This window comes from Croceibacter atlanticus HTCC2559 (assembly GCF_000196315.1).
Taxonomy (GTDB): Bacteria; Bacteroidota; Bacteroidia; order Flavobacteriales; family Flavobacteriaceae; genus Croceibacter; species Croceibacter atlanticus.
In genome coordinates this window covers 1,165,435-1,188,960 of the sequence record NC_014230.1, presented here as the reverse complement: position 1 = coordinate 1,188,960, position 23,526 = coordinate 1,165,435, and the positions used below count along the sequence as shown (strand labels likewise).

Genomic DNA, 23,526 nt, shown 5'->3' with positions numbered 1-23,526 from the left:
TTGTCACATCGAGCGTAGACGAGATGCTTTTCATAATCATATAGAATAATGAAAACTTTAGACATAAAAATAACCAAAGCAACAACTTCAAAATTGGAGACTGTTGACATTAACAATATCCCATTAGGAAAAGCCTTTACAGATCATATGTTCATTTGTGACTATGAGGATGGCGTTTGGAAAGACGCAAGAGTTGTTCCTCTAGACACCATACCAACACATCCAGCAGCAATGGCATTACATTATGGTCAGGCGATTTTTGAAGGTATGAAGGCAACGGTTGATGCAGATGGAAATCCGCAGTTGTTTAGACCAGCAGATAATGCAAAACGACTAAATTTTAGTGCTCGCCGCATGGGAATGCAAGAGATACCTGAAGAAATTTTTGTTGAAGGTTTAAAAGCACTTGTAAATATTGAACGTAACTGGATTCCAAAACAAGACGGTAGCACATTATATTTAAGACCATTTATGTATGCCGATGAGCCACATATTGGTATGCGCGCCGCCACACATTACAAGTTCATAATTATAGCCACACCAGCAGGACCATTTTTTAAAGAACGCATAAAACTTTGGGCAGAAAAGCAATACATACGTGCTGCAGCAGGTGGTACTGGCGAAGCTAAAGCGGCTGGAAATTATGCAGCGGCAATACGACCTACAGAGATAGCCAAGTCTAATGGCTACAATCAAGTTTTATGGCTAGATGCACACGAGCACAAATACATTCAGGAAGTTGGGACAATGAACATCTTTTTCAAGATTGATGGTAAGTTTATTACACCAAAACTTGATGGTTCTGTTTTAGACGGAATAACTCGAAAAAGTGTAATGACGTTGCTTAAAGATTTTGGATTTGATTTAACTGAACGTCGCATCACTATTGATGAAATAATTGAGGCAGAAAAAAATGGTACGCTTGAAGAAGCTTTCGGTACAGGAACTGCTGTAAATATTGCAATGATTGAAAGCATAGGTTATGATGGAGGAACAATTCATGTCTCTGATGATAATCCTATAGGCGAGAAAGTAAACAATACCTTAGATGGCATTAAAACAGGTAAGGTTGAAGATAAATTTGACTGGATGTTGAAGGTGACAAAATAACATTTTGTCATTCTGAACTTGATTCAGAATCTCTTACAACCTTTAAGGTTCAGTTGAAAATAGAGAATGTGAAAGATTCTGTGTCGTAGCACGGAATGACAAATGAAGATGAAAACAGTTGTCATTCTGAACTTGATTCAGAATCACTAATAACCCACAAGGTTCAATTAAAAATATGAAACCTAAAAAGTTCAATCTTAAGCACGGAATGACAAGTGAGACAAAATGTTAAAAGGACAACATCAATATTACGTTTATATTTTAAGTAACAAGATGTATGGTGTTCTTTACATAGGAATGACCAACAACCTTGAACGTCGAATGATTGTGCACAAGAACAAATTGGTTGAGGGCTTTTCCAAACAGTATAATTTGACGAAGCTGATGTGTTTTGAGCAATTTCAATATGTGAATGATGCTATCAAAAGAGAGAAGCAGTTAAAGAATTGGAAGCGTGATTGGAAAATTGAATTGATTGAAGAACATAATAAAGATTGGCACGATTTAGCAATTGATTGGGATTTTTAGCAAGCGATAGATTCCGTGTCAAGCACGGAATGACAAAACAAAAACACTCTTGTCATTCTGAACTTGATTCAGAATCACTAACAACCTTTAAGGTTCAATTAAAAATATAGAATGTGAAAGATTCCGTGTCAAGCACAAAATGACAAAACAAAAACACTCTTGTCATTCTGAACTTGATTCAGAATCTCTTACAACCTTTAAGGTTCAATTGAAAATATAGAATGTGAAAGATTCCGTGTCTTAGCACGGAATGACAAACTTAGGAATAGGAAATGAATATGAGCATAGATAAAAACACACTAAAACAAGCGTTTAAAAATGTTGCGACTGCAAAGACGATGACAGAATTGTATGAGGAAAACTTTAAAGTCGTTTCCAAGTACGTTCACGCCACATCACGTGGTCACGAAGTCATTCAAAATGCTGTGGGAATGCAATTACTGCCACAAGATTATGTGTTCCCGTATTATCGAGATGACTCTATTTTGCTCAGTATTGGGATGACACCCTACGATTTAATGCTTCAGGTCTTGGCAAAGAAAGACGACCCATTTTCTGGTGGTCGCACATACTACTCACACCCAAGTTTAAAGGATGCTGATAAGCCAAAAATTCCACATCAAAGTAGTGCAACAGGTATGCAGGCGATTCCTGCTACTGGTGTGGCTATGGGAATGTGGTACCGCGAAGACCAGAATCTAGGTTATGACTCAAAGACGTCTGAATTGCCAATAACAGTCTGTTCTTTAGGCGACGCCTCAGTTACCGAAGGTGAAATCGCCGAAGCTTTTCAAATGGCCGCTTTAAAACAACTGCCTATCCTCTATTTGGTTCAAGATAATGGTTGGGATATATCAGCAAATGAAGCTGAAACAAGAGCGCAAAATGCTTACGAATATGCAGCAGGTTTTCACGGTTTGGAAGCGGTCACTATAGATGGAACTGATTTTGAAGAAAGCTACAGTACCATTCAAAAAGTCATTAAAACAATGCGTGAAGAACGCAGGCCGTTTTTAGTGCACGCTAAAGTACCATTACTAAACCACCACACGTCTGGTGTACGAATGGAGTTTTATCGTGATGATTTAGACGAAGCAAAGACTCGCGATCCATACCCGAAGCTTCAAAAATTATTATTGGATAATGGGTTTATTGAAAAGGACTTAACTGCAATTGAAACTGAAGTTAAATCTGAAGTTGAAGAAGCTTATCAAAAAGCATTAAAAGCCGAAGACCCAAAACCAGAAGATTTATTTACACACGACTTTGCTCCTACGCCAATTACTGAAGAGAAAGGCGAACGCTCACCGCAAGGCGGCGATAAAGTCGTGATGGTGGATTGTGCCCTATTTGCAGTTGAAGAATTAATGCGCAAACATCCTGAATGTTTGATGTACGGTCAAGATGTTGGTGGCCGTTTAGGTGGTGTGTTTAGAGAAGCGGCAACCTTAGCGCAAAAGTTTGGTGATAACCGTGTTTTCAATACGCCTATTCAAGAAGCATTTATTATAGGTAGTACTGTAGGTATGAGCGCCACTGGTTTAAAACCAATTGTAGAAGTCCAGTTTGCCGATTATATTTGGCCAGGACTCAATCAGCTATTTACAGAGGTTTCACGAAGCAATTACCTCTCAAATGGTAAATGGCCAGTGTCAATGATATTACGTGTGCCTATTGGCGCCTACGGAAGTGGTGGTCCTTATCACAGTTCTTCTGTAGAAAGTGTGGTGACTAATATTCGCGGTCTTAAAATTGCTTACCCAAGTAACGGTGCCGACTTAAAAGGTTTGATGAAAGCTGCTTATTACGACCCAAACCCTGTTGTTATTTTTGAACACAAAGGATTGTATTGGAGTAAGGTAAAAGGCACAAAAGGTGCAACCTCATTAATGCCAGATGAGGATTACGTGCTACCATTTGGAAAGGCGAATGTCCTACAAGAAATCTGGAAACAGGAAGAGAAAGAAACCATTTCTATAATCACTTATGGAATGGGCGTGCATTGGGCTATGAATGCTTCTGCAGAACTTGGATTGCAAGACAGTATTGAGGTTGTCGATTTAAGAACACTTCATCCACTTGATGAAGATACCATAATGGCTTCCGTTAGAAAATGTGGCAAGTGCCTAGTGGTTACTGAAGAGCCTAGCGACAATACTTTTGCAAGAGCGCTTTCAGGAAAAATACAAGAGAAATGTTTCCAATATTTGGATGCACCAGTAATGACCATTGGTAGTGAAAATATGCCTGCGATTCCTTTGAATTCTGTATTAGAAGAGACGTTTATTCCTAGTACGGAGAAGGTGAAGGTGAAGATTGAGGAGCTTTTAGACTATTAAATAATATATGTAATATGGAGTATATGATAGACTTTCAGTTAAAAGGAAGATATCTCATTAATCGGTTTGGTACTCCAATAATTTTGATATCATTTTTACTATTTGGCTATTATATTTATAGTGCTAGTTTTTCAGAATTTAATTTTACTGAAAATATAATATTCATTTTTGTAGTACTTAGTTTATTATCCATAGGTATTTGGTGTATGAGCTATAATACTTTTAAGCGCTCCAAGATGACATTTATAAAACAAGGTTTTATCATTAAAAGTGACATTGGATTTATCCCATTGCATTTTAATGAAGTTGAACGTTTTGACAGTATTAACATTAAGGATAAAAATCAAAAGATTCAATTTGTAATCGTATGCAATGACGGACGTAAATTTAAAATTAGAGCTCATAAAGATATATATGAAGGTCTCATTGCTACATTTCCAAGCAAAGAAGGTTCGTATAGTTTATAGTAATTAAAGTCTAATAAGTTATCAATTTTTGAATTCTTGGGAGGTTTTAGACGATTTGAAATTTTTGTATCTCGTCCCTCATAACTTCTCTAAAGTATTACTACTATTCATTTAGTCTGTTCTCGTAGTTATAAACACTACCTTTGTGCTTTAAACTTACCCTAAACTCTAAGATATTTAATGCATACTTGCCAAAATACTTAGCAGTCTCAAAACATTTGAAGTATGACATTTGAAGATCTAAACATAATTTCCCCTATTTTAAAATCTCTTGATGAACAAGGCTATGAGAAGCCTACCTCTATTCAGGCACGTTCAATTCCACTTATACTAAAAGGTGAAGATGTTTTAGGAAGTGCACAAACCGGAACAGGTAAAACAGGTGCTTTTGCAATTCCTATTATTCAGCATTTAGCAAACGATTTAGAAAATGCTAAAGGTAAGCGTAAAATATTATCACTAATAGTTACACCAACTAGAGAGCTTGCAATACAGATAGGTGAGAATTTTTCTGCCTATGGAAAATATACATCATTAAAAAGCACAGTCATTTTTGGAGGTGTACCTCAACGTGCGCAAACTAATAAGCTTAAAAGCGGTGTTGATGTTTTAATTGCGACACCAGGAAGATTGTTAGACCTTATGGACCAAGGTTATATTTCTTTAAAAGACGTTAAGTACTTTGTTTTAGATGAAGCCGACAGAATGTTGGATATGGGCTTTATTCACGATATTAAAAAACTACTAACAAAACTTCCTAAGAACAGACAGTCTTTATTTTTCTCTGCTACAATGCCAAAGAATATATTGACACTATCTAATCAAATTCTTAAAAACCCTAAAAAAGTTGAAGTAAATCCAGTTTCATCTACTGCAGAAACTATTCAACAGTATTTATACACCACCAACAAAACCAATAAAGGAGACTTGCTGCTTCATATTTTAGAAGATCCTAAGATAGACCAAGTTCTCGTTTTTTCTAAAACTAAGCACGGAGCAGACCGTACGGTACGTAAACTCTTAAAGAAAAAGATAAAAAGTGCTGCCATACACGGAAACAAATCTCAAAATCAAAGACAAAAAGCATTAAAAGCATTTAAAGATGGCAACATAAGGGTAATGGTTGCTACAGATATTGCAGCTCGAGGAATTGATATTGACAAATTAGAGTACGTGATTAACTACGACATTCCTAATGAACCAGAAACTTATGTTCATAGAATTGGCCGATGTGGTCGTGCAGGAGAAGATGGTATAGCTATATCTATTGGTGAGCCAGAAGAAATACAGTTCATAAAAGACATTGAAAAGCTAATTAAGCAAAAAATTACGGTTATAAAAGACAATCCTTTTCCGCAGACAGACAAACCTATGACAACTTCTGAGAAGAAAGCTGCTGAAAAAGAGAAGCAACGTATAAAACAGGAATTTTTTGCAAACCGAAAGAAGAATAAAGGCTCTCAAAAAGGTGGCGGAAATAATAGACGTAAGAAAAAATAAAGCCCAAAACCTCATGATTTAAAAATTTTAAAGTTTTTAAGGCGCAGATTAAAGTTATTCTGCACTACCTATTAGATAAATACAAAACAAGCTTAACGTAAGAATTTGGTATTGTTTGTAGTAGCATTTGACTACTCAGTTACTTTTACAATTAGTAAATCAGAAATACCTTTTAAAGAAACTTTTTCTTATTTAAAAAATTTGATATAATAATCGATAATAGGCACTTCTATAGATTCTTCGTATTCATACTCATAATGAAATAACTCAGTTTCGGCTTTTATAATGCTTTTGGTGTCTATTAATCTTTGACAGGACTCTGCTAACTCAACATCACTTTTAAATACAGACCCTATTCTTAATCTAAACATATTTAAAGCATCTTTTTCTAGAAGTAGAACTCCTATAAGTGCAATAGTTTCAATTTCATTGCTAGGTGATTTTTTTAAAATCTCTCTTTCTGCATTATTGATGACCTTCTTGGTTTTAAAATAATGCTGAAGAATAAACTTTTTTTCAAAGGTTATCATTTCATCTAAAAATTTACTTTTATTTTCCTCGATTGAGAGTTTTAAATTCATTTATTCAAATTTTAAACTTTTTATAAAAGGTATTTCTTTTTAAATGTTTTCATTGCTCTTTGATAACGCTTTAATTTTTTTCAGGTTCGTACGGCGCAATAGCTTTTAGAATATTGTCTGGATGGTTATAATGGTGCACATTTACATTAGGGCTTAAAGATTTATCTCTCACTTTAATTTGTGCATAATTAGATAGGTCTCCAGAACTATAATAGTAGGATTGGTCATCTAACCAAACGTAATTATTATCTGGCAATACGTACATTCTTACATTATTATCATTTAAAGACCTGAAAAAGAATGGTGTACTATTAATCAACGAGATGTCCTGTGCCTCTATATTTTCTAGATTACTATAAAATTGCTTTAAATCTATAGGAGCGAAAATTTGTTTTTTTAAATCTATTATACACCAAAAATTTTCTAAGATATCTGAATCTTCCTTATAGCGTTGAAAATTAATTCGAGCAAAATCTCCTATTTTTATACTACGTTGAAGACTAATTGATCCATTAAAAAATCCCCAAGATTTGTCTTTAACTACCTTGTTATTTTTAACTTCAGAAAGCGTAAGATACCCATTGTTTAAAACAGATAGAGATTGGTTTTTATCTATTCTTAAATAATGTGATGGAAGCGCTAAATTACCTGAAGAACTATAAATACTCGTGACAAATAAATCTTCTGAATTCAATGTTTCGCGATTCTCAATAGTTTCATGAACAACTGACTTAGGGATGAAATAATCGTATTTATCAACTAAATTATTTGCCTTGATACTATCTACAACACTATAGTTAATTTCATATTTATAGGAAACCAGTGTCACGATATTCATATTTTCATCAGCTTTATCAAAATACTCAGGAACTAATGCGATGGTTAATAGCCTATTATTATTTATATCTAATATGAAGTTCTCTTTTATGTTACCTTTTTTAAATGGTAAAACAGCATCTATATTGTAAACATAAGCTGTACTATCCTTAACTAAGACATATGCGTTATTTGAAACCGGCAGAATAACTTCTTCTACATTATGAGAAATAAGATCTGGATTTATGATGAGATGCTGAGCCTGTATTGTAAATGTTATAATTAAAAGACCAACTACATTTAAGAATTTCATAGTTAGTGATTTTTAATTACTACAGGTTTTAAATTTGCTAAAAGGTGTTTCAAAATCTACATCTAGGTCAATAGCTTTTAGAGTAAGATTGCTATAATTGTATTCCATAGCTTTTTCCTTTTGAGCTTCCTCAACCTCACTTACCGATGAAGCTTTCCAATATATCTTACCTACAATACTTTTTTGACGTACCACGCCAGCTTCGACCAGCATTTTAAATGTTGGGTGCTCTAATAGCTTTTCTTTAAAAGCTGTTACAGTTATGCTGCTAGATTCATTCAGGTAATTCTGAAAACACGTATTTTTTTCTGGCTTGTAATAATCATAAAACATATACCGCACGCCTTTATAAGTAACAATATTTGAGCCGCCAAAAACATAGTCTCGTTCCATCCTATCTGTGCACTCACAGTTATCGTATGGGTTATGTATGTCTTGTGCCTGCATCACCGTGGCAAACACTAATAGAAATGTTAAGGTTACAAACTGTATTGTTTTCATATTTGTATTGGTTTTAAAATTTATTTGTTATCGCTTAATTTATTGATACACTCAACTTCCCATTTTAATAAATAAAACAAATCTTCGAACGTTTTATAGGTTTTTAAAGCATTTTCTTTATTTGTTCCGAAATTAATTGTTCCTAGATCTTCATTTGATATAACAGTATATCCTGCTGTAAATAAATCGGAAATATAAATTTTATACTCTCCATTAATACAAGTAAGGGTCATCTTGTTAGTTAATTTATCCTCAAAAGCAACCGTAACTGATTTGTTGTCTTTCGTATCATAAAAATAAAATATATCCCTAACCGCTTCACCAAAGAAAATTTGTTTTGGCTTTAATAGTGTATCGTTTATCGGAACGGTATTTTTAAAACCAAATTTATTTATCCAACTAATTTTTTCTCTAATGGTCTCATCATTTTGTTGTTCTTGTGCATTGCATAAAATTGAAAAGAATAAAAGAAAAGTTGTAGATAATACTTTGGTTGACTTCATAGTTAATGATTATAAAATTCATCAACTTTTATGCACCCCTTTATTATCTTAATATTACAATTCGATATTAATATGTTTAAATAAATCGGTTGTTTTATCTTTTGGGTCATTATTAATGCATAAAAATCACATATGCTCATTAACATCATAATCAGCTTATTTGGTGTTATTTATCTTTTTTTAATACTTATATAGAATACTTACCCTTTTACAAAACTTGGGTAATATCCTGAATTATTTAAATACTTTTTAAAAGCTTCTAAAAATTGTTCGAGACTTTTCTCATTTTTAAAATCAATTGATGGAGAGTAATATTTTTCAGTATGATGAGTTAAGCGTCTTTTAAAATCAAATACTAAACCTCTTTTTTTTCTTTTATAAATTGTTCTATCTATTTCACCATAAAATGTTATATCATAATAACTACCTTTCTTTATGTTAATTTTAACCTTATTTAACTGAGCTAAATAGATTTCATGAACTTCATAAGCTGGACCTTCTCGATAGCTTTCGTTTTTGCCTAATTTCAACATTCCCGTAGATTTTGATAGCTCAAAATCTTTAGGAGACGAATATGATTTGTTTTTGAAATAAAAATCAGTTAAACCTTTGGGTGTTGCTAACTGTTTTTTTGCAAGACGAATTTCTTTAAAACCTTCATCTTCAGTTAGTATTCTTTTAGCTTCAGAGCGATAAAGAGTGTTTTTAGAGTTGTTCAAATAAGTTTCATAAGATTGTATAGTGTGATTAGATGTGGCTTTTAACCAATTTCGTTCATCTAGCTCTTTTTTTCTTTCAGCTTCTAGTTTAGCTTCTTCTATTTTATTATCAATTTTAACGATGTATGATAAAATCTCATTTTTTAGCGCTTCTGATGAATCATAGTTAGAAAATTTATTTAAATACTTTTTTGCATTGATATAATCTTCTGCGCCATAAGAGCTTTTAACTTTTAAAGCTAAAACACGAGCGTTGGTTGCACCTAATATCTCTTCAACCTTATTCAAGTTATTTAAAGAAGATTGATAATTGTTTAACTCATAATTTTTTTCAGCTTCTATATAATAAGCCCTTGCTTGATCATTTTTAGTTTGAGCGAAAATATTGGTGATTGAAATTAATGTGAGTGCTGTTAATATGATAATTTTTTTCATCTTTATAACTTAATTAATAATCATGTGACTTTGGCTTATTTACGAAGTGGTACGCAAATATCATTCAGCCGTAATGGAATACAAACGTTTTTGTAAACAGTTAGTTTTGAATTCTACTGGTATATTTTGTTTATAGCTTAGTGATAAATTTGGGCTTTTTTTTATTATCAGTAGAATTTACATATGCTTCAAGGCCTTCAAAAAATGCTACAGCATCACAATTCGGATTTAAAGTAATTAAACGATTTCCATAAGGACCCCAAATATAATAATCCCCTTTTTTTCCTCCTCCTGTCAGTTCTATTTCACCTTCTAGATATAAGTTATCTGTAAAATATTCTATTTTATTTTTCATAGTTCGCCATTGACTCTTTATTTTAATTACATAAGGTGTTACAGTTGCTGAATAATTATATTTATACAAAGCATGTCCTTTATCCTTATGACCATTTTCTTTAATAAACTTTTCTATCCCTTCAGGCGTCGCTAAGAAGAGTCTTTTTATTTTTTTCTCGGCCTCTATTCTAAAAAGAATATTATTTTCATTTGATAAATAGTTTTTAAAGCTATTAAAGTTATTCTCTGAAAGCGCTTTCTCCCAATTCCCTTTATCTATAGCTTCAGCTTGTTTACTTTCATTTTCGGCAATAATTTCTCTTTCTTTTATACTTAAAGCCTCCTCTAATTTATTATCAACTTTAACGATGTATGATAAAATCTCATTTTTCAGCGCTTCTGATGAATCATAGTTAGAAAATTGTTTTAAATACTTTTTTGCGTAGTCATAATCTTTTGCTTCATAAGAAATTTTAACTCTTAAAGCTAAAACACGAGCATTGGTTGCACCTAATATCTCTTCAACCTTTATCAGATTAGCTAATGAAGATAGATAGTCTTTTAACTCATAATTTTTTTCAGCCTCAATGTAATAAGCTCTTGCTTGATCATTTTTAGTTTGAGCGAAAATATTGGTGATTGAAATTAATGTGAGTGCTGTTAATATGATAATCTTTTTCATATTTATAGTTTAATTAGTAGTAATGTGCCTTTGAACCCTGTATTTATTTTCCATTCGTTAGTGTATAAAACATTGTTATTCGCATCATAAACCGTGAATGAAGCTGTGTTTTGTCCTGCGCTTCCTTGATTTAACGCTTCAAAGCTTATTCTGTTTACTCCTTCTTCTAAATCTAAACTTAAATTTTCATCATAAGATCTGAGAGTCACATTATTTGCTTTCGTTTTTCCATTATGTTTTATATTTATTCTATCTCCATCTATTTCACCGTGGTCATAGTATGAAATAGTAATCCTCTTGGTTAATACTTCTTTTTGACCTATGTATTGGTTTCCTGTTGCAGTCGCAATACTTTTTTGAACATTTACTTCTTCCTCTGTAGACCCTTTTCCACTCCAGAAATCATCTTTTGTTTTCTTTTTAGTCCCACCACTCCAAAAATCATCATTTTCAGCTTTTTCTGCGACTACCTCTTCTTCTCCACTCCAAAAATCATCATCACTTTCAGTTTTTTTTAATTTCTTTTGCTTCTTATAGCGGTCGTAAGTTTTTATGATGTCTATCATTTCCAGCTCTGGCCATTCTAATGTTTTAAGATCTGCCCTTAACTTTATGTGTTTAATCTGTTTCCAAACATCCTTAATTTTTTTAATACGTTGTTTTTGTGCGTTTTCTGAAAGTTTATTAAAGCTAGTTTCTGTAATATTTAAATCAATATCTGGTCCAATACTAGGATCGCTATATGACCATTTGAAAAACTCATTCCAAGTAGAAGGACTTCCAGCAACAGTGGGCTCTCTATATTCACCTTCTTTTGCAATTAGTAAATCAACATCTTTAACGATGTAATCAAACAACATTACGACAGGAACAATTTCTTCAGGAACATTAACTTGTCCAACTTTATAGGTGTTTGTAGAATTTCCATCTCCCGCAACGCCAGAAATCTTAACATCTACTTTAGATGGTCTTATATTTAAGAAACGTTTTTGTAAATCTGGATAATCTTTAAGATCGTCTAAAGACAAATTTCTTATCCTATTATTTACTTTAACGGTATAGCTTTTTTTTCTTTTCCACTGAAATGCATACATTTCCATAGGTTCGCCTAAGTAGTCCCAAATTTTCAACTTTAGGGTAAACTCCTTTAGGAAATTTTTATCATCTGCAGCATCAAGTGTCGCTCTGTTCATTATACCTAACACAGATATATCTCCAATAAAGCGTCCTTTAGAATCTTTTTTTAGCTCTGCATGGTTATAAGCATCATACACTTGAGAACTTGTAGTGAAAAAAGATAGTAATAATGCAATGATTAAGGTAGATTTTCTCATAATTCCTTAATTTTGTTTTTAGAATTTGCTGTTATATGTAATGCCAATAAAATGGCCTATTTTAAATTTTTGGTTTGTGGGTATGTCGTTTGTGCCTATGTCTTCAGGTGTTTTAAATTTAAGGTATTGTATTTTTAATGGTTGGTGTGCTTGAATTTAGGTCGTAATCAATGTTTCTAGAAATAGAGTCATTTTGAGTATTTAAACAAAGTCAAGCAATAAAATGCCAAATAATATTAGATGTTTTATCTATATACCAAATTAAAGCTAACAAGATGAGCCTAAAACTATAAAGAAACAATACCCATTTATAGGTATATTTTTAATACGTTTTAAATTTCAGCTCATTCATGAAAACTAATGCAGTTTAGTTGCTTTAATTTGAATAAAGCACAAGACGACTCCTTATACTCTGTAATTATAAAGCTGTTTTATTAAATCAAGTTTAAAAATTAAGCTACAAAAAACTCACCTTAACTAGCAGATTTTCTAGCTATTGGCTTACTTTTTCAAAAAATGATGGTATTGTAGTCAGTTTTTATTTCTCAACAAAGTTCATAAACTTGTCTTTGAAGCTTTGATAATCTTTTAATGAAGTAGAACCAATGAGTGAAATTTCAATTTCAGAACTTAAACAACCAAGTCTATGACTAAAAAACTCTCGCCACATAGTATTGGTTAGAATGGAACTTGCTCTGTCTGAAACTATTTTGAAGATGATACTAGAATTTGATTTTCTATGTGTTTTAATTTCAAAATTATCTCTTAAATCAAATACAGAAAACATCTTATAAGAGTTAGATGTTTTAGTTGAATCGTATAATTTGGCAAAGGAACCTTGATCGACATCAAACAGTATAAAATAATTTTCTGGTTTAGATGCATTATTTTTAGCTAAGGAAATAAGCCTATTTTTTGCCCATTTAGTGTCTAATTGGTAATAATAGACTTCAGATTCTGGATCACTAATTTTTAGTAATTCATCCTTTACTTCTGAATGGTCTTCGCAGGCTTCTTGTTGAATATGATACACACAAAATCCTATGTTGTGAGCTGAGTTTTTAAAAGAAATCCAGACTTTACTGTTAGTCGTATCAATTTGAGAGTATCCTTCTATCGTAAAAAACGAAATTACCAAGTAGATAATAATAGAGTAACTTTTTAGTTTTATCATTTTAGAATGTAATAATCTTCAAAGAATATTTTAAAACTAGTTGAGCTAAAAAAGCTGTTATCACTCGGTTTGGTACAATTAGTTTTTTTAAGGAATATTAAATTTTTCTCACAACTACCGTCTTTTTATACCGCTATTGTTTAGTAATTATTGTGTCTGGATGTACTTAATTAATTCTTGTTTCACGTCATTAAAAATATCTTTACAATCTGCTTCAATTATATTATAACCATGTGATGAGTCTATTACAAAATCTAAATTTTGTTTTTCAGCAATATATAATACAACTTTATGTACGTTAACAGACATTTTTCTATTTAAATTAGATTCAAATTTCTCTAATTGTTCAATTGCTAACTTTTGTTGTTCAGAAATTTTTTCCCTTTCTCTATTAATTTCTTTGGCTCTTTCAATATTTGTTTCTTCTGATTGTAATTCAGCCTCACTTTCGTATTTATTTATAGTCGCTTTTAGCTTATTATACATATCATCTAACTTAGTTTGTAATCCGTCACTTAACTCTTCAATATCTTTAACATATTCATCTTTACCAGGATATTCTTCAATTAGTTTATTGATGTCTATTTTAGCAACGTTATTCTGTGCATTTATGATGTTAGGTAACCAAAATGTTAAGGTCAGTACTAATAGTATAATTCTCATTTTTATGTTTTTCATCTTTAAAGTTTAAATCTATTCATTATTTTGAAAATTTAGTATAACGGTCTTGATTATGAGAAGTAGCGCTGAAAAGTGCGTTATGTTTTTGGTTGTAATCAGTCAAATATAAAAATTAGCAGACTTCGGAAATATGCCCGAATCATTCTGTTTTTTTTTTACAATTGCCTTTTTGTTTTTATAAAAAGTTAGCAAACGTAACTATTGTCTAATTAATTCTAAATTGTAGGTTCCAGCAGTCCCATAAAATATTGTGTCATCCACGGTAATAACATCAAATGGTAATGCAAGTCCAAAGTAAATATCTGTAACTGTTAAAATTCCATTATAGAAAATTGTGTAATTGTCATCGGGATAGGACATCCAACCATTCTGATTAGGATATTGATAAAATTCAGCTGATGTGCTATTTCCTAATGCATTAAAAGTAATTCTGTCACTTTGTACTAACGCACCATCACTTATATTATACCAATGCATAAGCCAATCTCCTTGATAGTTAAACTCTTCAATCGAAACGCTTGCGCTTATTGTTCTATTTTCAATAAAGCCTTCTTTGCTAAATTCAACATCAAAACTAAAACTTTCATCATTTCCCGACAACGATTTAAATTTTACATTTTGACCATTTAGTGATTCTAACTCAACATTAGAATTTGAAATATTTGTTATTGTTATCTGGTCAGTATTATCGTCAAAATCAATATTTTCAGATGTTTCTTGAAAATTTATCGGACTTCCGAAAAGAGCTGTAAGTTGATTCCAAAAACCGTTTAAAGTATTTAAAGAAGTAATGAAAAATCCTGTTTCTTCTGATATTCCATTATCATTTGAACTTATACTCCTAAAATCAGGCATAACATTTAGACTAGATTGTGATTCACTAGTAAACTCATCTGTAATCACTGAAAATGTTGCTTGAGTTAATATCCAGTTTGCACCAATAAAAGACCTTAAACTTGATTTAAACATTATAAAAGATGGTCTTACTTCTGTCATATAAATATATGCAGCTGTTCCTAACCCTAGAAATGTCCCAACTGCAGATAAACCAAAAGATGCAGGTGCTAGATATGCAGAAGCACCAGCCAATGCCAATATTTGTAAAAATTCTTTTGAACTATTCTTTAGTGCAATTGCACTACTACCTAAATTTGCAGCTCTACAACTGTAAATTGATTTAAATCCAACTGTTGGGCAATCTGATTGTGATGTTCTTGACAGTGCTGTTAGACCATTTAAATTAGAGGCTATCTCATTTTTAAAAACTTCTTTATTCGCCTCATAGAACATAGCTGTTTGCCTTTTTTGTTCATCGTTCAATGAATTATATAATGCTAAAACTTCTGTGTTGTACGACTCTGCTTCTGTAATTTCACTTGCAATAAATGGGTCGCTATTATCCAAATTGCCTATGTCTGCACTAAAATCATCAAATACGTCTTGAATTATTTCATCTGTATTTAAAACTTGTGTTTCTGTAACGTTCAATTCAACAGTCCCTAACGAAAGTGATAACGAGTAAGTCCCTTCTTCTATCTCAGGAATTGAAAATATTAGAGAGTTATCATCAAATTTCACTAATGTAATTTCACTATTACCAAATGTAGCTTGATAAGTATTGTCTGTTAGTTCCAAATTATTAACTGTAACTGAAACAACCTCAAATGTTTTGACATTGTTACTTTCTACAGTGAGGTTTTGCTCAATTGGTTCTGTTGGGGAATTGTCATCTTTGGAACAACCGAAAACAATGATTGACATTAAAATTAGAAGTGCTTTTTTCATTTGTAATGAATTTAAGTTTCAAAATTAACTTTTGAACGTACTAATTACAATACCTAAATATGGGTATTTTGGCACTTATACTTGCTAACGGTCTTCTTTACTGTATTAAAGCGGTTTATATTCTTAATGAACTGTAGTTTTCTATCAAGAACACCGTTTGGATTTGTACGCCAATAGACATACCACCATTTATTAGGCTCAACAGTAGCTTTACCATCCTTTTTTGGAATATAAAGTTTTGGATCTGAATATCATTTTTTACCCACAGTAACAGTTATATTACTAGGTACGTCTAGGTACGATTTCAATTTTGTAATGCATTTTAAGTGGTTTCAGGAAACCCTTAAAAACAAGAAAAGCCTTGTATAACAAGGCTTTATCTAAGTACTCGGGACGGGACTTGAACCCGTACGAACTAATGTTCATTGGATTTTAAGTCCAACGTGTCTACCAATTCCACCACCCGAGCGTAAACTCTAAAATTTACGAATGCTTTAAAAATATCGGCGTTCAAATATCGACATTTTTTTGGTAACTGAGCGAAAAACGGGATTCGAACCCGCGACCTCCACCTTGGCAAGGTGGCGCTCTACCAGCTGAGCTATTTTCGCGATTGTTATGAACGTACTAACTCAACTTGTTGAATTAGCGGTTGCAAATTTAATAACTTTCACTTAACAACAAAGGATTTCAGGAAAATAATTTAAAGAAATATTTAAGTCCTTATTTTTATTAATCATTTCCTTTTGGGACAAGCATTCTTTTAATCTCATTTAACTTCATTAATGCTTCAACTGGCGTTAAAGTATTTATGTCTACTTGTATGATTTCCTGCTTTATATCTTCTAATAAAGGATCGTCTAACTTAAAGAAGCTTAATTGTGGTTCTTGCTCTGTTGCTTTTTTTATCTGTCCGCTTAACTCTTCAGAAGAATGACTTTTCTCTAATTTCTTTAATATTTTATTTGCTCGATGCAATACCTGTTGTGGCATTCCTGCCATTTTAGCTACGTGAATTCCGAAGCTATGTTCGCTACCTCCTGGAACTAGTTTTCTTAAAAAGAGTACATTATCTTTTAATTCTTTTACAGACACATTATAATTCTTAATGCGCTCAAAGGTTTCTGTCATCTCATTTAACTCATGATAATGAGTTGCAAATAGTGTCTTAGCCTTTGCTGGGTGTTCATGTAAGTATTCACTAATTGCCCAAGCTATAGATATACCATCATATGTACTTGTACCACGACCTATCTCATCTAAAAGCACTAAACTACGATCTGAAAGATTATTAAGAATACTCGCAGTTTCATTCATCTCGACCATAAATGTACTTTCACCCATCGAAATATTATCACTTGCGCCTACTCTAGTAAAAATCTTATCTACTAATCCTATTTTGGCAGCTTTAGCAGGCACAAAACTTCCCATTTGAGCTAATAATACAATTAGTGCCGTTTGTCTTAGGATAGCTGACTTACCACTCATATTTGGCCCAGTTATCATAATCATTTGCTGATCATCACGATTAAGCAAGATATCGTTAGTTATATAGGGTTCTCCAAGTGGCAACTGTTTTTCAATAACGGGATGCCTTCCTTCTGTAATCTCTAAACTATAGTCTTCTGTGATTTCTGGCAAACAATAGTTTTCCTGCATAGCTTGTGTAGCAAAACCACAAAGACAGTCTATTTCTCCTATAAGATGTGCATTTTGCTGTACTGGTTTTATGTAGTCTGAAATCCAAGTAACTAATTTAGAGAACAACTCTTGCTCTATTTGCACAATCTTCTCTTCTGCTCCTAAAATTTTAGCTTCGTATTCTTTTAATTCTTCAGTAATATACCGCTCTGCATTTACCAAAGTTTGTTTTCTAACCCAGTTTTCTGGAACCTTATCTTTATGAGAATTTCTCACTTCAATATAATATCCAAAAACATTGTTGCTTGCTATTTTTAATGATGTAATACCAGTAGCCTCTGTTTCTCTCTGAAGCATTTTATCTAGATATTCTTTTCCAGAAAAACGTATATCTCTAAGCTCATCCAGCTCTTTGGAAAATCCTCTAGCTATAGTACTACCCTTTAGTATATTAACTGGTGCTTCTTCATTTAAGGTTTCTGTTATTTTTCCTCGCAATAAATCACAAGACTGTAAATTATCACCTATAACTTTTAGAGCATCGTTTTCAGATTTAAGGGCTAATGTCTTAATAGGCACAATAGCATCTAATGAGTTTTTAAGTTGAATAACTTCTCTTGGGCTTACTTTAGCGGTAGCTACTTTAGAAATGAGACGCTCTATATCTCCAATCTGTTTTATATGAGACGTGACATCACTCAATAATGTTTTTTGCTTAAGGAAATAGTTTACAACTCGGTGACGTTTTTTTATTTTTTCAGCGTTTTTTAATGGCAGTGCCAACCAACGCTTTAATGTTCTACCTCCCATAGGAGATGTTGTTTTATCTATAACATCTAATAAAGTTACAGACTGTAAAGATGTGCCTTGATAAAGCTCTAGATTTCTTATAGTAAAACGATCCATCCAAACATAGGCGTCTTCTGCAATGCGGCTTATGCTTGTAATATGTTTTAATTTATGATGTTGTGTTTCACTTAGGTAATATAATATAGCTCCAGAGGCTATGATACCATCCTCTAAATGATCTACACCAAAGCCTTTTAATGATTTTACACCAAAATGTTGATGTAGTGTTTCGTGGGCATAGTCTGTCTTAAACACCCAATCTTCAATATAAAATGTATGAAAATCTGACCCAAAGATTGCTGTAAAATCTGCTTTCTTTTGTTTTGCAATAAGTATTTCACTAGGCGCAAAATTTTGCAGTAATTTATCTATATATTCTGAAGAGCCTTGCGCTGTAAGAAATTCGCCTGTTGAAACATCTAAAAACGCTACACCCATTTGCTTTTTTCCAATGTAAACTGAAGCAAGGAAGTTATTAGAATTGCTCTGTAGCACCTCATCATTTAGTGCAACACCTGGCGTAACAAGTTCTGTAACGCCACGTTTAACAATACTTTTAGTAGCTTTTGGATCTTCTAGTTGGTCACAAATAGCCACACGTTCTCCTGCTTTTACTAATTTGGGTAGGTAGGTATTTAATGAATGGTGTGGAAATCCTGCAAGCTCTGTACGCTCGCCACCGTTATTTCGGTTAGTGAGCACTATATTTAATATGCGTGCTGCTTTTACAGCATCTTCCCCAAAAGTTTCGTAAAAATCGCCTACGCGAAATAACAATAAGGCATCAGGATACTTTGTCTTGATGCTATTATATTGCTGCATTAATGGTGTGACTTTCTTTGCTTTGGCCATTAGATTTAAATGCTGTGATTGACTTGCGAAAGTACCAAAATTGAAAGGTATACCCGAATGAAGTTTTAAACAATTACATATAGGTTGTTATCAACTCTAAATGTGTAAAGTGAAAAAACCTAAGGTGTTCGTTTTGACTTACGCATTCGCTTAGGTCCATACCACAACCAAAAACCAGTAACAGTAAATAATAAAAGTGATATGCTCATAACAGACGAGTAAATTAGCTTGAGGATGTTAGAATTAGTTTTAAATACAACATCTAAAATTGAGCCGTCGTGAATGTTTTCAATAACATCGGCACGCCTTGGTGATAGCGAGAGTACTTTTCCTGTTGCACCATCTAATTGTACACCCCAATAATGTTCTTTAAATACAAATTTTACAACACCTTTGCTTGGTCGTGAATCTATACGATCTAAATCCAAATTTATAGAACTACTAACAGAGTCTCTTAATACATTAAAAGCAATATCCTGTAATTGCTCCATAGGCAACCAGTTATTTATAGTAGTGGTTGCTCCCATTTTAGTTGATGGTAATATGAGGTTGCCACTATTTTTCTTCCACCCTAAAAGTAAAGCAGTAATAGAAACTACAAAGAAAAACACAAACAGAAGTGCACCCAACGTACGATGTATACTTCTAAAGTTTCTTAAAAGTTTTGCTTGCTGTTTTCTTTTTTCGCTCATAAGTTGGCAAATATAAGGTATTGGGTAATGCTAAAATTTTGAAGGTGAAAATTTCATTTGTCATTGCATTGTAACAACGTTAGTTTCGTTTGTAACTTTGCAGTTATGAAACACAGAAAGCTTAAAAACGCAGAACTAGATCGTAAAACGGTTGAAGAATTTAAAGACGCTACAAAAACACCACTTATTATCATCTTAGATAATGTAAGAAGCTTTCATAATGTAGGTTCTGTATTTCGTACAGCAGATGCATTTTTAATTGAAAAAATCTATTTATGTGGTATTACTGCACAACCACCACATAAAGACATTAGAAAAACTGCCCTAGGTGCTACTGAAACTGTAGTTTGGGAGTATGTAAACGATACAGTTGCTTTGGTAGAGCGCTTAAAAGAGGACCACGTAAAAATACTGGCTATTGAACAAGCCGAAGACGCTATAATGCTAAACACATTTAAACCAGAACCAAACACTACCTATGCAGTTGTATTTGGAAACGAAGTAAAAGGCGTGCAGCAAGATGTTGTATCACAAAGTGATGCTGTTATTGAAATACCACAATTTGGCAGTAAACACTCTTTAAATATTTCTGTAAGCGTTGGTGTTGTTATGTGGGACCTTGCAATGAAAATTAATAATTAAAACACTTTAGTCTGGCTTTTATAAAATGCCTCTTGCTGTTGTTTCATAAGCTCTCTAGCTCGTTTCATTTTATAGGCGTATAATTCTTCTTCTGTGCTTATATCTCCGTACACACGATCATTTAAGATATGATCTGCTTTTATCAAGCTTGCTCGTTGTTGTGCTTTTTGGGTTGCCCAAGACTTAAGCTCATCTTCGGCTTCACTAAGCTTTACATCATATTCTCCTCTAGGCGCTAATAGTTTTGCTATAATTGGCGCAGTTTCAATACATAGAAATAGCAAAAAAATAAAAAATGATGGTAACCAAGGTAAGGTATCAAGTGCTGTAATGCGTGCCATAAGACCATCAAAATTTTCAACTATTGGTTGTGTGTCTGCTACTTTAGTATCGTAATTAGTTTTGAGAGTGCTTATTTGTGCCTCTAAAGCTTCTATTTTAGAAGCGTTGGTCGTCTTTAAAGCTTGTAAATCTGCTAGAGCTGCATCGTGTTTATCGCGCTTTTCTTTATAAACTGGACCTTTTCCTAGTTTTTGGGTTCCAGAGGTGCCTTCTGCTTCACTTATATAAATATCATAAAGTGCATTAACCTCATTTTCTTTTGTGGCTATTTCAGACTTTAAAGCATCTATTTCATTTGTAATAGCATCAACTTCTGGAGAAAATTGTGTGGCTATCTGATTTTGATTTTCAACAGTAAATGCATTTTTCTGCTCTAGTATGACACGATCTATTTCCTTTTCAAATATCTTAAGCTCTAAAGGCTTGGCAATAACTATTGCTATGATTATTGCCAAAATAAGTCGAGGTGCTGCTTGGAACAACTCATTACTAAAGCGTCCTGTTTTCTTAATTGTTGAAACTATATAGCGGTCCAGGTTAAATATGAGCAAACCCCAAACTAAACCGAACCCTATTGCAGCAAAATAATTATCAAAGACCGTATAGAGTGCGTACGCAGAAGCTAAAAAAGCCATCACTGCTGTGAAAAATACTGTTGCGCCAATACCGGCATATTTATTTTGCTCGCCTTTAGAACACGTTTCTAATAAAGAATTATCTGCTCCAGAACATAGGATGAAGAAGCGTTGTAACATAATGATTGATTTTGATTGATGATATCTATGAGTATATCATAACGCTAAAACGTAACAGATTGTTATATAGAAATTAGTGAATAGTGAATAGTGAATAGTGAATAGTGAATAGTGAATAGTGAATAGTGAATAGTGAATAGTGAATAGTGAATAGTGAATAGTGAAAATAAATTTAATTATTTATAAATAGGGAATTCTCATTGCCCTTAGTATAACTTACTTTATAATTTTATCCGCTGTAACTCTTCTGAAGAATTAATGGGTGTTGCATCATACTCTAACGTCCAACCCATAGAGTTTGTAAGGATATATATTTTTTGAAGTTCAGAAATTAGCCTGTTCTCTGCATTTGTCATAAGTTCAGACTTAGATATTTTTCTGCGCAAATCATCTTCTATACGCTCTTTTACGATATTAAAATCTCGTTCTGTAAATTGGTTTAAGTAATCTTGAGAAACATCGTAATATTTAATGTTTGGGTTTATATCCAACTCTGGTTCTGGAATAAATAAGATGATTACTTTCTTTTTCTCTGCATTGGTAGTCACCACCATTTTACTTAAATCATAGCTCACCTTTGCTTTTGCATCAATTATTACCAATGCTTTTTTATAAGCTTTAACCAAGCCGTATAATAAATCTTTAGAGTCGTTATATGAAAATACCTGAGCGTAATTTCCTTCTGTTACCACAAGCTTTCCTACATTTTGCAATTGTGTTTGTATAAGTGCCGTACTTGCTTCTAGCTGCTCGCGCTCATCTTTTTGATGCTCACAGTACCTAATTCCAAATACAATAACCAATGCCAAAACAGCACCTAATAAGATTTTACGCATGTTTGCAATTTTCTATTAAAGATACTGAAAGATTAGAACTTTATTTGAGGACAATCCTTTTGTAGTGCCTCAATTTTTTCCTGAAGGTTCTTAATGAATTTTTGATGCGCATCTGAGCTCGGATTAAATGGTCTATGAGCTAAACCTCTTAGAATGTCATTTATGCGATTTAAAGTATCTTTCCCTTCTTGAGAAAACCAAGCTGCTATAAACTGATCCCATATATAGTTAACAGCAATCTGGCTTAGGTGCAGCATATCTTCACTATAAAATCGGTAGTCTCTTAGCTCATCCATCATAATTTCATAAGATGGAAAGTAGGCTGTATTATTAGTTGCTGAAATTGTTTTATGGACAGCAGAAATTAAATGCGCTTTACTTTGAGTGTTCTCCACAAAGCCGTCTTTAATATGCCTAACAGGAGAGACTGTAAGTATAAGTTTTGCCTCTGGATTTATGGCTTTAATAGTTGCTGAAATAGATTTTAAACTTACTACAAGTTCATCTACACTAGCTAAAGTCTTTTTGAAATTTTTCTGTGGTACTTTATGACAATTGTTTACAACCTCCGTTGAGTGTTGTTGCACATAACCCCAAGCTGTCCCTAAAGTAACAATAATGTGTGAGGCGCCTGTAAGCGAGTGCTTTAACGTTTTAGAAGCAAGGTTTAGATTATTAATTAATTTCGATTGAGATGCATCACTTAATACTGAATGTGCATCATAACAATGCCAACGCTCATTAAGTTGAAATACATCATCTTCAGAATAGGATTTATCTTTTAAAGAACTTTTAATAAGACGCTCTAAAACCAATGGATGAAACGTAATACCAAACGGATTTAATGTGTTTTTCAACTTAAAATAGTCAATCTTCTTTCCAATATTTTCAACAAAACAACTACCTAATAATACTAAGCTTGAGTTATAATTAATTTTAGGAGATTGTTCTTGTATTGGTATTTTTGTTTGAAGCTGCATTTTAAGAAATTATCTAAGTAAAGAGCATTTATAAAGGATTGAGCTTTTCGAAACTAAATTAAAATTAGCATCGGGCACCCTCACAAAGTTACTGAAAAGCTAATCGATATAAACAAGTAAGGCTCAACGTTAA

At 32.7% G+C, this 23,526-nt stretch carries 21 protein-coding genes and 2 tRNA genes; 6 read left to right on the top strand and 17 right to left on the bottom strand.

Annotated elements, in window-relative coordinates; all coding sequences use genetic code 11:
* Window positions 1–48: 48 nt before the first annotated feature.
* From CA2559_RS05270 to CA2559_RS05250, 5 genes are all read left to right on the top strand, one after another.
* Window positions 49–1,110 carry a branched-chain amino acid aminotransferase gene (locus CA2559_RS05270; protein ID WP_013186812.1) on the top strand — a complete coding sequence of 354 codons (1,062 nt, stop codon included), beginning with the start codon at window positions 49–51 and terminating at the stop codon, window positions 1,108–1,110.
* 225 nt (window positions 1,111–1,335) lie between these two features.
* Complete coding sequence (locus CA2559_RS05265) at window positions 1,336–1,638, top strand: GIY-YIG nuclease family protein (protein ID WP_013186811.1); 303 nt, start codon at window positions 1,336–1,338, stop codon at window positions 1,636–1,638.
* A 272-nt stretch (window positions 1,639–1,910) separates the two neighbouring features.
* On the top strand, window positions 1,911–3,977 hold the full coding sequence (locus CA2559_RS05260; protein WP_013186810.1) for an alpha-ketoacid dehydrogenase subunit alpha/beta: 2,067 nt from the start codon (window positions 1,911–1,913) through the stop codon (window positions 3,975–3,977).
* Between the two features lie 206 nt (window positions 3,978–4,183).
* Window positions 4,184–4,444 carry a hypothetical protein gene (locus CA2559_RS13740; RefSeq protein ID WP_148232779.1) on the top strand — a complete coding sequence of 87 codons (261 nt, stop codon included), beginning with the start codon at window positions 4,184–4,186 and terminating at the stop codon, window positions 4,442–4,444.
* Window positions 4,445–4,669: 225 nt separating this feature from the next.
* Window positions 4,670–5,944, top strand: coding sequence for a DEAD/DEAH box helicase (locus CA2559_RS05250; protein ID WP_013186808.1), 1,275 nt, complete (start codon window positions 4,670–4,672; stop codon window positions 5,942–5,944).
* Window positions 5,945–6,132: 188 nt separating this feature from the next.
* Here CA2559_RS05250 and CA2559_RS05245 read toward each other — a convergent pair whose 3' ends face one another.
* From CA2559_RS05245 to CA2559_RS05180, 14 genes are all read right to left on the bottom strand, one after another.
* Window positions 6,133–6,525, bottom strand: a complete 393-nt coding sequence (locus tag CA2559_RS05245) for a hypothetical protein (RefSeq protein WP_013186807.1) — start codon at window positions 6,523–6,525, stop codon at window positions 6,133–6,135.
* Between the two features lie 70 nt (window positions 6,526–6,595).
* Window positions 6,596–7,654: a hypothetical protein gene (locus CA2559_RS05240; protein ID WP_013186806.1), complete on the bottom strand. Its 1,059-nt coding sequence runs from the start codon at window positions 7,652–7,654 to the stop codon at window positions 6,596–6,598.
* Window positions 7,655–7,666: 12 nt separating this feature from the next.
* On the bottom strand, window positions 7,667–8,155 hold the full coding sequence (locus CA2559_RS05235; protein ID WP_013186805.1) for a hypothetical protein: 489 nt from the start codon (window positions 8,153–8,155) through the stop codon (window positions 7,667–7,669).
* Window positions 8,156–8,175: 20 nt separating this feature from the next.
* Window positions 8,176–8,658, bottom strand: coding sequence for a hypothetical protein (locus CA2559_RS05230; RefSeq protein ID WP_013186804.1), 483 nt, complete (start codon window positions 8,656–8,658; stop codon window positions 8,176–8,178).
* A 200-nt stretch (window positions 8,659–8,858) separates the two neighbouring features.
* Entirely contained in the window at window positions 8,859–9,812 is a 954-nt protein-coding gene (locus CA2559_RS05225; protein ID WP_013186803.1) for a hypothetical protein, read from the bottom strand.
* A 130-nt stretch (window positions 9,813–9,942) separates the two neighbouring features.
* Window positions 9,943–10,830 (bottom strand): hypothetical protein, encoded by an 888-nt coding sequence (locus tag CA2559_RS05220; protein WP_013186802.1) that lies wholly within the window; start codon window positions 10,828–10,830, stop codon window positions 9,943–9,945.
* Window positions 10,831–10,832: 2 nt separating this feature from the next.
* On the bottom strand, window positions 10,833–12,164 hold the full coding sequence (locus tag CA2559_RS13540) for a hypothetical protein (RefSeq protein WP_013186801.1): 1,332 nt from the start codon (window positions 12,162–12,164) through the stop codon (window positions 10,833–10,835).
* A 538-nt stretch (window positions 12,165–12,702) separates the two neighbouring features.
* Window positions 12,703–13,302: a hypothetical protein gene (locus tag CA2559_RS05210; protein ID WP_238524725.1), complete on the bottom strand. Its 600-nt coding sequence runs from the start codon at window positions 13,300–13,302 to the stop codon at window positions 12,703–12,705.
* Window positions 13,303–13,485: 183 nt separating this feature from the next.
* Window positions 13,486–14,001 (bottom strand): OmpH family outer membrane protein, encoded by a 516-nt coding sequence (locus tag CA2559_RS05205; protein ID WP_041240922.1) that lies wholly within the window; start codon window positions 13,999–14,001, stop codon window positions 13,486–13,488.
* 216 nt (window positions 14,002–14,217) lie between these two features.
* Window positions 14,218–15,804, bottom strand: coding sequence for a hypothetical protein (locus tag CA2559_RS05200; protein ID WP_013186797.1), 1,587 nt, complete (start codon window positions 15,802–15,804; stop codon window positions 14,218–14,220).
* A gap of 385 nt (window positions 15,805–16,189) precedes the next feature.
* A tRNA-Leu gene (locus CA2559_RS05195) sits at window positions 16,190–16,273 on the bottom strand.
* A 69-nt stretch (window positions 16,274–16,342) separates the two neighbouring features.
* Window positions 16,343–16,415: transfer RNA gene (locus CA2559_RS05190), tRNA-Gly, on the bottom strand.
* Between the two features lie 121 nt (window positions 16,416–16,536).
* Complete coding sequence (mutS, locus tag CA2559_RS05185; RefSeq protein WP_013186796.1) at window positions 16,537–19,146, bottom strand: DNA mismatch repair protein MutS; 2,610 nt, start codon at window positions 19,144–19,146, stop codon at window positions 16,537–16,539.
* Between the two features lie 119 nt (window positions 19,147–19,265).
* Entirely contained in the window at window positions 19,266–19,838 is a 573-nt protein-coding gene (locus tag CA2559_RS05180; RefSeq protein WP_013186795.1) for a PepSY domain-containing protein, read from the bottom strand.
* A gap of 105 nt (window positions 19,839–19,943) precedes the next feature.
* On the opposite strand from CA2559_RS05180, the gene CA2559_RS05175 reads away from it, so the two are divergent.
* On the top strand, window positions 19,944–20,480 hold the full coding sequence (locus CA2559_RS05175; protein WP_013186794.1) for an RNA methyltransferase: 537 nt from the start codon (window positions 19,944–19,946) through the stop codon (window positions 20,478–20,480).
* Here CA2559_RS05175 and CA2559_RS05170 read toward each other — a convergent pair.
* From CA2559_RS05170 to CA2559_RS05160, 3 genes are all read right to left on the bottom strand, one after another.
* Window positions 20,477–21,577 carry a DUF4407 domain-containing protein gene (locus tag CA2559_RS05170; RefSeq protein WP_013186793.1) on the bottom strand — a complete coding sequence of 367 codons (1,101 nt, stop codon included), beginning with the start codon at window positions 21,575–21,577 and terminating at the stop codon, window positions 20,477–20,479. The two genes, CA2559_RS05175 and CA2559_RS05170, sit on opposite strands and share 4 nt — an antisense overlap.
* A 221-nt stretch (window positions 21,578–21,798) precedes the next feature.
* The gene (locus CA2559_RS05165) at window positions 21,799–22,413 is read right to left on the bottom strand and encodes a DUF4230 domain-containing protein (RefSeq protein WP_013186792.1); all 615 of its coding nucleotides are present in this window, start codon (window positions 22,411–22,413) and stop codon (window positions 21,799–21,801) included.
* 32 nt (window positions 22,414–22,445) lie between these two features.
* Complete coding sequence (locus tag CA2559_RS05160; protein WP_013186791.1) at window positions 22,446–23,393, bottom strand: GSCFA domain-containing protein; 948 nt, start codon at window positions 23,391–23,393, stop codon at window positions 22,446–22,448.
* Between the last annotated feature and the right edge of the window lie 133 nt (window positions 23,394–23,526).

What these genes read in the sequence shown, in the direction of transcription:
- CA2559_RS05270 (WP_013186812.1), top strand. Translation starts at nt 49, where the DNA reads ATGAAAACTTTAGACATAAAAATAACCAAAGCAACAACTTCAAAATTG.
- CA2559_RS05265 (WP_013186811.1), top strand. Translation starts at nt 1,336, where the DNA reads ATGTTAAAAGGACAACATCAATATTACGTTTATATTTTAAGTAACAAG.
- CA2559_RS05260 (WP_013186810.1), top strand. Translation starts at nt 1,911, where the DNA reads ATGAATATGAGCATAGATAAAAACACACTAAAACAAGCGTTTAAAAAT.
- CA2559_RS13740 (WP_148232779.1), top strand. Translation starts at nt 4,184, where the DNA reads ATGAGCTATAATACTTTTAAGCGCTCCAAGATGACATTTATAAAACAA.
- CA2559_RS05250 (WP_013186808.1), top strand. Translation starts at nt 4,670, where the DNA reads ATGACATTTGAAGATCTAAACATAATTTCCCCTATTTTAAAATCTCTT.
- CA2559_RS05245 (WP_013186807.1), bottom strand. Translation starts at nt 6,525, where the DNA reads ATGAATTTAAAACTCTCAATCGAGGAAAATAAAAGTAAATTTTTAGAT.
- CA2559_RS05240 (WP_013186806.1), bottom strand. Translation starts at nt 7,654, where the DNA reads ATGAAATTCTTAAATGTAGTTGGTCTTTTAATTATAACATTTACAATA.
- CA2559_RS05235 (WP_013186805.1), bottom strand. Translation starts at nt 8,155, where the DNA reads ATGAAAACAATACAGTTTGTAACCTTAACATTTCTATTAGTGTTTGCC.
- CA2559_RS05230 (WP_013186804.1), bottom strand. Translation starts at nt 8,658, where the DNA reads ATGAAGTCAACCAAAGTATTATCTACAACTTTTCTTTTATTCTTTTCA.
- CA2559_RS05225 (WP_013186803.1), bottom strand. Translation starts at nt 9,812, where the DNA reads ATGAAAAAAATTATCATATTAACAGCACTCACATTAATTTCAATCACC.
- CA2559_RS05220 (WP_013186802.1), bottom strand. Translation starts at nt 10,830, where the DNA reads ATGAAAAAGATTATCATATTAACAGCACTCACATTAATTTCAATCACC.
- CA2559_RS13540 (WP_013186801.1), bottom strand. Translation starts at nt 12,164, where the DNA reads ATGAGAAAATCTACCTTAATCATTGCATTATTACTATCTTTTTTCACT.
- CA2559_RS05205 (WP_041240922.1), bottom strand. Translation starts at nt 14,001, where the DNA reads ATGAGAATTATACTATTAGTACTGACCTTAACATTTTGGTTACCTAAC.
- CA2559_RS05200 (WP_013186797.1), bottom strand. Translation starts at nt 15,804, where the DNA reads ATGAAAAAAGCACTTCTAATTTTAATGTCAATCATTGTTTTCGGTTGT.
- mutS (WP_013186796.1), bottom strand. Translation starts at nt 19,146, where the DNA reads ATGGCCAAAGCAAAGAAAGTCACACCATTAATGCAGCAATATAATAGC.
- CA2559_RS05180 (WP_013186795.1), bottom strand. Translation starts at nt 19,838, where the DNA reads ATGAGCGAAAAAAGAAAACAGCAAGCAAAACTTTTAAGAAACTTTAGA.
- CA2559_RS05175 (WP_013186794.1), top strand. Translation starts at nt 19,944, where the DNA reads ATGAAACACAGAAAGCTTAAAAACGCAGAACTAGATCGTAAAACGGTT.
- CA2559_RS05170 (WP_013186793.1), bottom strand. Translation starts at nt 21,577, where the DNA reads ATGTTACAACGCTTCTTCATCCTATGTTCTGGAGCAGATAATTCTTTA.
- CA2559_RS05165 (WP_013186792.1), bottom strand. Translation starts at nt 22,413, where the DNA reads ATGCGTAAAATCTTATTAGGTGCTGTTTTGGCATTGGTTATTGTATTT.
- CA2559_RS05160 (WP_013186791.1), bottom strand. Translation starts at nt 23,393, where the DNA reads ATGCAGCTTCAAACAAAAATACCAATACAAGAACAATCTCCTAAAATT.